This is a genomic window from Flavobacterium sp. (genome assembly GCF_031411595.1).
GTDB lineage: Bacteria > Bacteroidota > Bacteroidia > Flavobacteriales > Flavobacteriaceae > Flavobacterium.
Genome location: NZ_JANOBI010000012.1, coordinates 18,461 through 30,631 on the forward strand (window position 1 = coordinate 18,461; position 12,171 = coordinate 30,631).

The 12,171-nt window shown below is 39.1% G+C and carries 10 protein-coding genes; 3 read left to right on the forward strand and 7 right to left on the reverse strand.

Annotated elements, in window-relative coordinates:
- Positions 1-77 precede the first annotated feature (77 nt).
- From secA to RMO03_RS02325, 5 genes are all read right to left on the reverse strand, one after another.
- A complete protein-coding gene (secA, locus tag RMO03_RS02305; protein ID WP_309640468.1) occupies positions 78-3,431 on the reverse strand; it encodes a preprotein translocase subunit SecA in 3,354 nt (1,117 codons plus the stop codon).
- A gap of 91 nt (positions 3,432-3,522) precedes the next feature.
- Complete coding sequence (locus tag RMO03_RS02310) at positions 3,523-3,744, reverse strand: DUF2795 domain-containing protein (RefSeq protein ID WP_022828503.1); 222 nt, start codon at positions 3,742-3,744, stop codon at positions 3,523-3,525.
- 198 nt (positions 3,745-3,942) lie between these two features.
- Positions 3,943-4,512, reverse strand: coding sequence for a cob(I)yrinic acid a,c-diamide adenosyltransferase (locus RMO03_RS02315; protein WP_309640469.1), 570 nt, complete (start codon positions 4,510-4,512; stop codon positions 3,943-3,945).
- A gap of 50 nt (positions 4,513-4,562) precedes the next feature.
- Positions 4,563-5,420, reverse strand: a complete 858-nt coding sequence (locus RMO03_RS02320; protein ID WP_309640470.1) for a hypothetical protein — start codon at positions 5,418-5,420, stop codon at positions 4,563-4,565.
- A gap of 178 nt (positions 5,421-5,598) precedes the next feature.
- Positions 5,599-6,285, reverse strand: coding sequence for an ABC transporter ATP-binding protein (locus tag RMO03_RS02325; RefSeq protein WP_309640471.1), 687 nt, complete (start codon positions 6,283-6,285; stop codon positions 5,599-5,601).
- A gap of 369 nt (positions 6,286-6,654) precedes the next feature.
- Here RMO03_RS02325 and RMO03_RS02330 point away from each other — a divergent pair, with 369 nt between their 5' ends.
- Positions 6,655-7,323 carry a hypothetical protein gene (locus tag RMO03_RS02330; RefSeq protein ID WP_309640472.1) on the forward strand — a complete coding sequence of 223 codons (669 nt, stop codon included), beginning with the start codon at positions 6,655-6,657 and terminating at the stop codon, positions 7,321-7,323.
- 80 nt (positions 7,324-7,403) lie between these two features.
- On the opposite strand, the gene RMO03_RS02335 is transcribed toward RMO03_RS02330, so the two are convergent.
- Both RMO03_RS02335 and RMO03_RS02340 read right to left on the reverse strand, forming a co-directional pair.
- A complete protein-coding gene (locus tag RMO03_RS02335) occupies positions 7,404-8,180 on the reverse strand; it encodes a class I SAM-dependent methyltransferase (RefSeq protein ID WP_309640473.1) in 777 nt (258 codons plus the stop codon).
- 151 nt (positions 8,181-8,331) lie between these two features.
- Positions 8,332-10,194 carry an ABC-F family ATP-binding cassette domain-containing protein gene (locus tag RMO03_RS02340; RefSeq protein WP_309640476.1) on the reverse strand — a complete coding sequence of 621 codons (1,863 nt, stop codon included), beginning with the start codon at positions 10,192-10,194 and terminating at the stop codon, positions 8,332-8,334.
- 252 nt (positions 10,195-10,446) lie between these two features.
- Between RMO03_RS02340 and RMO03_RS02345 the strand changes: the two genes are divergently transcribed.
- Positions 10,447-11,607, forward strand: coding sequence for a glycosyltransferase family 2 protein (locus tag RMO03_RS02345; protein WP_309640474.1), 1,161 nt, complete (start codon positions 10,447-10,449; stop codon positions 11,605-11,607).
- A gap of 107 nt (positions 11,608-11,714) precedes the next feature.
- Positions 11,715-12,171, forward strand: a 457-nt coding sequence (locus RMO03_RS02350; protein ID WP_309640475.1) for a biotin/lipoyl-containing protein, incomplete at its 3' end; no start/stop codon positions are given.

The following is a 12,171-nucleotide window of genomic DNA, read 5'->3' on the forward strand; positions in this document are numbered from 1 at the left end:
TCCCTCGACGGCGCACGGGATGACAAGTTTAAAAATGGCGTCTGAGCACTAATTTCTGCTGACTGACCACTTTCGTTTTACTCATTCACAATCACCCATTCTCCGGAGTTGATCATGCTTTCCGCTTTTTTATATTTCATCGTTTCCGATTTTCCGCTCATGATATGTTTAATCGTAACGTTATCATTTCTGTTGATTTTCGGCATATCGCGAACAATCGTTTCTGTAACTTGACGCTGTTGCGTTTGTCCGGCTTCCCGGTTTTCCGCAGCTGCAGAATCGCTGTTTGGAATTTCGTCTTTACTGGTTTTATAATTTTCTTTAACCTTAACTTGTCTGGCTTCTTGAATGGCTGGTGCATTTTGTTGTGGTAAATCGCCTTTGAATAAGAACGAAATCACTTCTTTATTCACGCCATTCAACATCGAACTAAATAAGTTATAAGCTTCAAATTTGTAGATAAGCAACGGATCTTTTTGCTCGTGAACCGCCAACTGAACAGATTGTTTGAGTTCGTCCATTTTGCGTAAATGCTTTTTCCAAGCTTCATCTACAATCGCTAAGGTGATGTTCTTTTCGAAATCGGCTACCAATTGTTTTCCATTGGTTTCGAATGCTTTTTTCAAATCGGTTACAACATTCAACGTTTTGATACCATCGGTAAAAGGCACTACAATACGTTCGAATTGGTTATTCTGATCTTGATATACATTGGTGATGATTGGCAACGCTTCACGAGCGCTTCTTTCTGTTTTTGCAGTATAGAATTCTAAAGCCGCTTTGTAGACTTTTCCACTGAGTTCCATTTCAGACAATCTTTCGAATTCACTTTCTGTAACCGGCGATGTAATTGAGAAATAACGAATCAATTCAAATTCGAAATTTTTGAAATCATTGTTGGCTTTGTTGGTTTCCACGATGACTTCACTCGTGTCGTACATCATATTCGCGATATCGACTTTCAAGCGTTCTCCGTGTAATGCGTGACGACGACGTTTGTAAACCACTTCACGTTGTGCATTCATTACATCATCATATTCTAGCAAACGTTTACGAACACCGAAATTGTTTTCCTCTACTTTTTTCTGCGCACGCTCAATCGATTTGGTCATCATTGAATGTTGAATCACTTCCCCTTCTTTGAGTCCCATTCTGTCCATCACTTTCGCAACTCTTTCAGAACCGAACAAACGCATTAAATTATCTTCCAAAGAAACATAAAACTGTGAACTACCCACGTCTCCTTGACGTCCGGCACGACCACGCAACTGTCGATCGACACGACGCGAATCATGACGTTCTGTTCCTACAATCGCTAAACCACCGGCAGCTTTTACTTCAGCTGATAATTTGATATCGGTACCACGACCGGCCATATTGGTTGCAATCGTTACGACTCCGGATTTACCAGCTTCTTCAACGATTTGCGCTTCTTGTTTGTGCATTTTTGCATTCAATACGTTGTGTGTTACACCGCGCATTTTGAGCATTCTACTTAATAATTCCGAAATTTCAACTGAAGTTGTTCCAATTAAAACCGGGCGACCTGCGTTCGATAATTCGGTAACGTCTTCAATAACGGCGTTGAATTTTTCACGGGTGGTTTTATAAATTAAATCCTCTTTGTCTTTTCTCGCCATCGGACGGTTGGTTGGAATTTCCACCACATCCAATTTGTAGATTTGCCAAAGTTCACCCGCTTCAGTAACTGCTGTTCCAGTCATACCAGCAAGTTTGTTATACATTCTGAAATAATTCTGTAAAGTAACAGTAGCGAAAGTTTGAGTAGCCGCTTCAATTTTTACGTTTTCTTTGGCTTCAATCGCTTGGTGTAATCCGTCAGAATAACGACGGCCATCCATGATACGACCGGTTTGTTCGTCTACGATTAGGATTTTATTGTCCATGATCACATACTCAACATCTTTTTCGAATAGTGAATATGCTTTCAATAATTGTGTTAGTGTATGAATACGCTCGCTTTTGATAGAGAAATCTTGAAATAGTTTTTCTTTTTCTTCGGCTTCTTTGTCTTTGTCTAAACCTTGTTTTTCGATGCGTGCGATTTCAGTTCCGATATCGGGAAGTAAGAAGAAATTTTCATCGGTATCGGATGAAAGGAATTTGATTCCGTTATCGGTCAATTCTACTTGGTTGTTTTTTTCTTCAATCACAAAATACAACGCTTCATCAATGATATGCATGTCGCGGTTGTTGTCTTGCATGTATTGATTCTCCGTTTTTTGAAGCAATTGCTTGATGCCTTCTTCACTCAAAAACTTGATTAACGCTTTGTTTTTCGGCAAACTTCTGAAAGCTCTGAGCAAGTTGAATCCGCCTTCTTTGGTATTTCCTTCTTTGACCAAACGTTTGGCTTCGGTTAAAAATCCGTTTGATAACTGGCGTTGTAAGTTGACGAGGTTTTCAATTTTTGGTTTCAATTCATTGAATTCATGTCGATCACCTTGAGGCACTGGGCCTGAAATAATTAATGGTGTTCTGGCGTCGTCAATCAATACAGAATCGACCTCATCGACAATCGCGAAGTTGTGTTTTCTTTGCACCAAATCTTCAGGCGAATGCGCCATGTTATCTCTCAAATAATCGAAACCAAATTCATTATTGGTTCCGTAAGTGATGTCGGCGTTGTATGCTTTTCTTCTTTCTTCAGTATTCGGTTGATAATTGTCGATGCATTCAACAGACAATCCGTGAAACTCGAACAAAGGTGCTTTCCATGCGCTGTCACGTTTGGCTAAGTAATCATTTACGGTTACCAAGTGCACACCGTTTCCGGTTAACGCATTTAAATATAAAGGCAAAGTGGCTACTAATGTTTTTCCTTCACCGGTTTGCATTTCGGAGATTTTTCCACCGTGCAATACCATACCACCAATTAATTGAACATCATAATGAATCATGTCCCAAGTAATTTCTTTTCCTGCAGCATTCCAGGTGTTGGCCCAATTGGCTTCATCGCCAACAATCGTGATGTATGATTTTGTAGCCGATAATTCACGGTCTTTTGGAGTAGCCGTAACGGTAAGTTGTGTATTTTCTTTGAATCGTTTAGCGGTTTCTTTGATCACCGCAAACGCTTCAGGAAGAATTTCGTTGAGTGTTTTTTCAGAAATGTCGTAGGCTTCTTTTTCTAAGGCGTCGATGGAAGCGTAGATGTCTTCTCTTTTATCGATGTCTTCGATGGTTTCTACTTCTTGTAATAATGCATTGATTTTGGCATCTTTCTCTGCGCGGGCTTGTTGTATTTTTTCTTTGAAATGCGTAGTCTTTGCTCTTAGTTCATCGTGGGATAAGTTCGTTAAGGTACTTTCCAAGGCTTTGATTTTATTCAGATTTCCTTGTAAAGCCTTGACGTCTTTCTGTGATTTATCGCCTACAAATGTTTTGATAATGCTATTGATGAAACTCATAATGAATGTGTAATTTCTAATTTATAAAGGTGCGCAAATTTAAACAAAAAAAAAGCCTCGTTTGAGACTTTTCATTGGTTTTATCTTTTTTTTAATATTCATCCTCATTCCAAAGATAATCTTCGTCGGTCGGATAATCTGGCCAAATTTCTTCCATTGATTCGTATATCTCTCCTTCGTCTTCTATAGATTGTAGATTTTCAACTACTTCTAATGGAGCACCCGCTCTGATAGCGTAGTCTATAAGTTCATCTTTGGTTGCAGGCCACGGTGCATCGCTTAAATATGATGCTAATTCTAATGTCCAATACATCTTCTTTCGATTTTAGTTTGTGCAAAAATAATTTTTTTACTCAAACTGTCAAGTAAAAATCGATTTATTTTAAAAAAAGTTAAGAACGTCTTTTGTTAGTGTTCAGTGTTCAGTAGTAAAGTGTTCAGTTTGTCTTCTGTAAATATGAACTCCCAATATATGATCCGCGACTGATTACTTACAACTGCCTACTGCCAACTATTTCCTCGGAATCCATTTTACTTCTTCGGCTTGCAGGTCGAAAGTCAACTTCCGTGCCAGCACAAAAAGGTAGTCAGAAAGTCGGTTTAAGTACTTAATTGCAATCGGCGCAACAGGCTCGTTATGACTTAAATGTACTGCCAAACGCTCGGCTCTACGGCATACGCAGCGCGCAATATGACAATATGACACCGTAGTATGACCGCCCGGTAAAACGAAGTTTGTCATTTGGGGCAAACTGTCTTCCATGGTGTCGATTTCGTTTTCGAGTAATTCGATGTCGGTTTCTACGATGCCCAGATTTTGCAATCGCAATGCGCCATTTTTCATGACTTCCTTTTCGGGTGGCGTTGCTAAAATGGCGCCAACGGTAAATAGACGATCTTGAATTTCAATCAGGATTTCTTTGTAATGTTGGTTCATTTCCTGATCGCGAATGAGTCCGATGTAGGAATTGAGTTCATCAACGGTGCCGTAGCTTTCGATTCGGGCATGGTCTTTCGGTACGCGGGTTCCGCCGAAAAGCGCTGTGGTTCCTTGGTCGCCGGTTTTGGTGTATACTTTCATTCTAATTTAGGTGCTAAGGTTTTGAGGCGCTAAGGTACTAAGGTTTTTTGTTATGCGATTAATTCTAGAATGGAATTGACGAATCGTTGCAGTGAACCTTCACTATATTGAAAATACAAATCGGGTTCGATGCATTCGATTTCCATGAGTTGGAGTTGGTTGTTGATGATGATGCCGTCGACACGAGCGTAGAGCAATGCATCGGGAAAGGTGTTGACGATTTTTTGCGCTTGTTCGATTAATGCTGCGTTGGGTTTGAAAGCGGTGTATTGCCCTCCGAATTGCACTTGAATTCTGAAGTCGCCTTGCGCCGGTTTTTTATTGACAGCGTGTGAAAATTGTTTGTTGAAGAAGATGAATGAAGTTTCGCCTTCAGTTTGAATTTGCGGCATAAATTCCTGCAACAGCAATTCTTTTGCTACAGCAATCGCTTGGTATTGTTGGTTGATTTTTTCGATATCGGCAATATCAAAAACTTCGGTTAGGTACGAGCCTGCGGAAAATGCGGGTTTGATGACGGCTTTTTTCCAATGCGATGGAATGATTTCGGTGAGATTTAAAGCGTTTGTTTTTTCGATGAAAACAGTTGGCAGAATTGGAATGCCTTGTTTTTGAAAATCTCTTAAATAGAATTTATGTTTGTTCTGTTGAATGATTTCGAACCCATTTAATGTTTTGATTCCGAGTTTTTTGATATGATTGAGCCAATGATTGAATTCGTTTTCTTTCTCATAATAATCCCAAGTGTTGCGAAAAATCAGGCAATCGAAATCGGACCAGTTGATGGTTTTGTCATCCCAAATTGCGGCTTGCGCTTGGATGTTGTGATTTGCCAATTCGGGGATAAGCAGTTGGTCGTTTGGCGTTAGGTTGGGTAGTCTTTCGCAGGTGAGTAAAGCAATTTTCATGAGAAAGTGGATTTGGTAATTTATGGATTTGGTTATTCGGCATCGGTAGCCCTAGCCCCGATAGTAGCGGAAATCCTTTTGTGCCGTCGTTCGGCGCAAAAGATTGGGAGTGGATAGCGGGAAACAGCTTCTAATAATCCAACAATCAAATCACTGAATTGCCGAATCCGCGAATCAACTATTTTGTTGTGTCGCTTTCGATCATACCATCGCGCAAACGAATCACGCGGTGGGCGTAAGCGGCGATTTCTTCTTCGTGCGTAACCAAAATTACGGTGTTTCCGTTGGCGTGTATGTCGCCGAAAAGCTTCATGATTTCGATGGATGTTTTGCTGTCGAGATTTCCGGTAGGCTCATCCGCTAAAATGATCGACGGTTTGTTGACCATCGCTCTGGCAATCGCGACACGTTGGCGTTGACCACCCGAAAGTTGATTGGGTTGATGGTCCATGCGGTCGGCTAGATTGACTTGCGTGAGCACTTCGGAAGCGCGGATATTGCGCTCAGATTTTGAATAACCGGCGTAGACCATGGGCAGTGCGACATTATCGAGTGCGGAAGTTCTAGGCAACAGATTGAAAGTTTGAAACACAAAACCGATTTCTTTGTTGCGGATTTCTGCTAGTTCGTCGTCGTGCATTTTACTCACGTCTTTTCCGTTGAGGATGTACGTTCCTGAAGTCGACGTGTCTAGGCAACCCAATAAATTCATGAGTGTTGATTTTCCCGAACCAGATGGGCCCATGAGCGCGACATATTCGCCTTTGTGAATTTCTAGATCGATGCCTTTGAGCACATAAACGGTTTCGTTTCCGAGGATAAAATCGCGTTTGATGTCGGTTATTTTGATTAATGGATTTGCCATTGAAAATTAAAAATTAGGAATTAAAAATTACGAATTTAAAAGTACAAAATTGCTTTTCTAAATTTCCGAATAAGTAGTTGTTTTTTGTTTTATGTTACGGTTGGGTTTTAAAAAAGCCAGTTGTGATTTAAATTATTTCAAATGGCTCGCAAAGACGCAGAGGCGCAAAGTTTTAAAATAGTTTGACTATGACTTTTTCTTTGCGGCTTCGCGTCTTTGCGAGCAAAAAATAAGTGATTCTGTGTTAAACAAAAATAGATATGTCCTATTTCTATCATAACTTTTAGAATTGTTTTCATAATTCACACAAAAAAATTGAAGGCAGATTGATGCGCTATACATTTGTTTATAATTTAAAACCAAAATATTATGAAAAGTAATTCATTATTTATCGGAATAGCGTTAGTCGCTTTAGGAATGACTTCGTGTAAAGACGAAAAAGCGGAAAAAGCAGAACAATCAGTACAAAATTTTGTAGTATATACCGATTCGATTGAAGCGGTAAACGCTAAAGAAGCGGCACAAAATTGGGAAGGCATTGCCGGTATTTATCAAACAAGAATGAATGATGCTGAAGCTGCCTTAGAGGATTTGAAAGACAAAGATGCAGCGCAGGTAAGAATCAATTCCGGTAAAGCCAAATACGAAACAGCAAAAGCCAATGCCGAAGCACAAATGGCGACAAACATGAAATCTAATCCTAATCCTAAACAACAATTGCGTAACGCTTTGTTTGGTGAAGGAAAAATAGGCGATGATATGAATTTTAGCTGGGTGAATAAAGACAACATCCACGATGTATACCAACAATTCGTACACACAGCAGAAGACAACAAAGATAACTATTCTCGTGAAGATTGGGATGAAGTAAAATTGATGTATGAAGCGTTAGACAGCAGAAAAAATACCGTTGAAAAAGAAGGATTGAGTGGTAAAGACAACTTGAAAATTGCCGGTTTGAAAATCAAATTTGCAGCGATGCAAAAAGTGAATAGAGTCGGAGCGAAATCAGACGAAATGTCTGAAGCCAAAAAATAATAAAAGCATGTAATTAATTTTAATTGGGTTAAATTTAATTAATTAATGAAAAATGGCAATCAGCAATGGTTGCCATTTTTTTATGCTCTAATGGTAAAATGTTCTTTTTCTTGTTCGGCTCTGAAGAAAACCAAACCCCATTGAAAGGTGTCGATGGTAACTGAAACTTTCGGGTGGGTTTTTATAATTTCCCAAGCGGCTTCCATTTCAGCAGACCAATGAATATCGTCGAAAATCCAAACGGTTTCGTTGGTGACGGTTGGCAGTAGTTGTTCGAAGTAGTGTAAAGTGGCTTTTTGGGAATGGTTGCCGTCGAAGTAAATCAGTTGTCGGTTGTCGGTTGCCGGTTCTTGGTTGAAAAAGTTCTCGAATTCGGTAACTTCTGAAATGATGTTTGTGAATTGGAATTTTTGAAATTGCTGTTGCGCGATTTTAGCTGTTTCAGGGCAACCTTCCAAAGTTGTGATTGTCGCTTTTGGGTTTCCTAATGAAAGCGCTACTGTTGCCAATCCTAACGACGTGCCAATTTCTAAAATGTTTTCGGGCTGAAAGTATTGTGTGATTCTGAACAACAATTGCGCACGTTTTGAACTGATCCCCGCATTTTTAGCGATTTGATTAATAGCTCGGGTGTTGCTTTTGAATACTCGCGAACCAGCTCCAAAATCAGTAACTTCAATCGTGTTTTTGTTTTTTAGAAGTGTGTTTCTGTAGTTTTTTAGAACTGCATATTCAGGTTTTGATTGCTTATCATAAAAACATTGCGTCACTAAAGCAAACACAAATGGCGAATGCACGCCGTGTTGGTTTTTGGAGTTCCATAGGAATTGGAGGTATGATTTTATTTGGTGTAGCATTCAGACTGTAAGATTTTAAGACTCTAAGATTTTAAGATTACCCTTCGTAATTGATAGACTGATGTTTAAAATTGTAAAGATAATTGGAATATAATTTTCATGAAACACAATTCTAATGTCTTAAAATCTTACAGTCTTAAAATCTAGAAATCTAACCTTCAATCTTCGCGCTCAATTCAAACCAACGTTCTTCTTTTTCTTCTATTTTAGTAATGATACTTTGCAGTTCATTTGCCTTTTTTTCAATCATATCATCCTTCACTTTGCCATCAGAAAACAATTGCTCAATCTGCTTTTTTTCGTATTCCAAATCTTTGATTTCACGCTCGATTTTTTGAAACTCCTTTTGCTCATTGAATGTCAAACCCGAAGTATTGTTCTGCTGTTTCCATTGGTTCTTCTCGGCTTTGTTTTCTTCTTTCTGAACCACATCTGCGCTGTCTTCATAGGCTCTGAAATCGGAGTAATTGCCGGGAAAATCTTCAATTTCACCTTCGCCACGAAACACGAATAAATGGTCTACAATCTTATCCATAAAATAACGGTCGTGTGAAACCACAAGCAAACATCCCGGATAATCTAAAAGGAAACTTTCGAGTACATTTAAAGTTACGATATCCAAATCATTCGTAGGTTCATCAAGAATCAAAAAGTTCGGATTTTGAATCAACACCGTACACAAATACAAACGCTTCAATTCACCACCACTGAGTTTCTCTACAAAATCATGTTGCTTCTTGCGATCAAAAAGAAAACGCTCAAGCAATTGTCCCGCTGAAATGATTTTTCCTTTCGTGAGCGGAATATATTCACCATATTCTTTAATAATATCAATAACTTTTTGTCCAGGTTTCGGATTGATGCCGCTTTGCGTATAATACCCGATTTTTATCGTGTCGCCTTTAATGACTTTACCACTATCTAACGGAATCGTGCCTGTAATCAAATTCAAAAAAGTCGATTTTCCCGTGCCGTTTTTTCCAATAATCCCAATGCGTTCGCCACGTTGGAAATCAAAACTGAAATTATCCAAAATCACACGGTCTTTAAATCGTTTCGAAACCTTATGCAATTCAATAATCTTGCTGCCCATACGCTCCATATTGATTTCAAGCTCTACAACATTTTCTTTTCTGCGGCTTTCCGCTTTTTGCTTAATCACATAAAAATCATCCTGACGCGATTTCGATTTGGTAGTTCTTGCTTTGGGTTGTCGGCGCATCCAATCCAATTCTTTCACAAATAAGTTTTGTGCTTTATCGATACTCGCATTTTCCGAAGCGATGCGCTCTTCTTTTTTCTGAAGGTAATACGAATAATTGCCTTTGTACTGGTATAATTTTCCGTTGTCGAGTTCGATGATTTCATTGCAAACACGCTCCAAAAAGAACCGGTCGTGCGTCACCATAAACAACGTGATGTTTTCTTTGGCGAAGTAACTTTCAAGCCATTCGATCATCTCTAAATCGAGGTGATTCGTAGGTTCATCGAGAATTAATAAATCGGGACGATTGATCAAAATAATCGCTAGTGACAATCTTTTCTTCTGCCCACCCGACAAATTTTTAACCTTAAGTTTAAAATCCTCCAACTTCAATTTAAACAAAATCTGTTTGAATTGCGTTTCAAAATCCCACGCATTGTGTTGGTCCATTTGATCAAAAGCTCTTTGATATGCTTCCGAATCATCAGGATTTTCGAGCGCTTTTTCGTACTGCTCAATCACTTTCAAAACATCATTGTCCGAAGCGAAAATACTTTCTTCAATCGTCAATTCCTCTTGCAAATTCGGTGTTTGCGACAAAAATGCCATCTTGATTTCCTTTCTCAAAACGACTTGCCCGGAATCAGCTTCATCTTCGCCTGTTATGATGTTCATGATGCAAGTTTTTCCCGAACCATTCTTGGCGATAAACGCAATTTTCTGGTCTTTATTAATGCCAAACGACAGGTTTTCAAACAACGTACGCTCGCCAAAAGACTTCGATATATTTTCTACGGATAAGTAATTCACAGTGATAATTTTCGGCAAAAGTAAGTTATTTTTTAGGAGCAATTTCCCGCTTTCCACTAATATCTTTTGCGCCGAACAACGGCACAAAAGGATAACCGTTACAATCGGGGCTAGGGCAACATCTAAAATCTTCATGTCTACATAAAACAGATTACAAGATAGTAAGATTTCAAGACGCTAGGAACGAATCTTAAAATCCTAAAATCTTATAGTCTTATAATCTAATAATAGAACAATCCATTATATTTGCGCATGCAAATTTCCGTCATCATCCTCAACTACAACGTTCGCTTTTTCCTCGAGCAATGCGTGCTCAGCGTGGAAAAGGCACTCCAAAGTATTGATGGTGAAATCATTGTCATTGACAACAATTCGCTAGATGACAGTTGTGAAATGATGAAACAACGTTTTCCTCATGTTAAACTGATTGAAAACAAAGAGAACAGCGGTTTCCCAAAAGGCAATAATATTGGTGTTGCTCAAGCCCGAGGCGAGTATTTATGCATTTTAAATCCAGATACCGTAGTTGCTGAAGACACCTTTGAAAAAGTGTTGGCTTTTGCGAAGTCGAAAACCGATCTTGGCATTGTAGGTTGCAAACTGATTGATGGCACCGGCCGTTTTCTGCCTGAGAGCAAACGTGGTGTTCCGACACCTTTTGTAGCGTTTACTAAAGTAACCGGATTATACAAGTTGTTTCCGAGTTCTAAATTGTTCGGACGCTATTACGCGCAGCATCTCAATGAAAATGAAACTGGAAAAACAGCTATTCTGGTGGGTGCTTTTATGATTATGAAACGCGATTTGTATCTCGAGGTTGGTGGTTTCGATGAAAATTGTTTTATGTATTCCGACGACATCGATTTGTCGTATATGGTGTTGCAAAAAGGAAAATCGAATTATTATTTTCCCGAAACTTCCGTGATTCATTATAAAGGTGAAAGCACTGTGCGCGACGGATTGTATATGAAACGTTTTCGGGAAGCGATGCATTTTTTCTACCAAAAACATTTTCGTGTGTCTTATTTTTTCGATGTATTTATGAGTATGGGTGCTTTTTTATTTTTAATTTTTAAAAAGAACCAAGCAGTAAAAACTACCAGAAATATTGAGGAATATTGGTTGTTTTCATCAGATGAAAAACAGGTTGTAAAAGTTGAAAACTTGTTAGGAAAAAAAGTAACGCTCGCAGATTCTACGCTTAAAAATGATTTAAATTCGCCTACAGACGAATCGAGCAAAAACATCGAAATTATTTTTGATAATAATGTGTGGTCGTTTAAAGCAATCATTGATTTTATGGAACGGCATCAAAGCAAACGATTCACGTTCAAGATTTTACCTTCGAACAGCGATTTTATACTCGGAAGCAACAGCAGTAATGATCGTGGAGAAGTTATCAAATTGCAATAAAAAATAAAACAGGGCGACATTGAAAAAGTAAATAATTCATAATCAAAACAGATTTATTTTATTAATTTCGCAAACACAAAATAGGAATATACCTTTAGGCTAACAATATGGCAAGATTTGAATTGAAGCTTCCGAAAATGGGAGAAAGCGTTGCGGAAGCAACCATTACCAATTGGCTCAAGCAAGTGGGCGACAGAATCGAAATAGATGAAGCCGTCCTAGAAATCGCGACCGATAAAGTCGATAGCGAAGTGCCTTCGGAAGTTGCCGGAATTCTGACAGAGCAATTGTTTCAAAAAGACGATCTCGTTCAGGTAGGTCAAACCATCGCCATCATCGAAACCGAAGGAGGCGCTGTTGCCGCTACTACAGTGGCTGCCGCACCGGCGGTTCAAGAAGTTCCTGCGCCAATTGCTGCTATAGCCGATGTGGCTAAAACCGTTGAAGCTGCCAAAGATTATGTTGCTGCGCCAACACCTGCTGCACCTGCAATGACAGCTCAGGATTACCACCATTCAGAGAAATTCTTCTCGCCATTGGTTCGCAATATTGCCAAAGAAGAAG

Excerpts from the sequence above, each read along its gene's own strand:
- RMO03_RS02310 (WP_022828503.1), bottom strand. The coding sequence starts at position 3,744 with ATGTATTGGACATTAGAATTAGCATCATATTTAAGCGATGCACCGTGG.
- RMO03_RS02320 (WP_309640470.1), bottom strand. The coding sequence starts at position 5,420 with ATGAAAATTGCTTTACTCACCTGCGAAAGACTACCCAACCTAACGCCA.
- RMO03_RS02345 (WP_309640474.1), top strand. The coding sequence starts at position 10,447 with ATGCAAATTTCCGTCATCATCCTCAACTACAACGTTCGCTTTTTCCTC.
- secA (WP_309640468.1), bottom strand. The coding sequence starts at position 3,431 with ATGAGTTTCATCAATAGCATTATCAAAACATTTGTAGGCGATAAATCA.
- RMO03_RS02315 (WP_309640469.1), bottom strand. The coding sequence starts at position 4,512 with ATGAAAGTATACACCAAAACCGGCGACCAAGGAACCACAGCGCTTTTC.
- RMO03_RS02335 (WP_309640473.1), bottom strand. The coding sequence starts at position 8,180 with ATGCTACACCAAATAAAATCATACCTCCAATTCCTATGGAACTCCAAA.
- RMO03_RS02330 (WP_309640472.1), top strand. The coding sequence starts at position 6,655 with ATGAAAAGTAATTCATTATTTATCGGAATAGCGTTAGTCGCTTTAGGA.
- RMO03_RS02325 (WP_309640471.1), bottom strand. The coding sequence starts at position 6,285 with ATGGCAAATCCATTAATCAAAATAACCGACATCAAACGCGATTTTATC.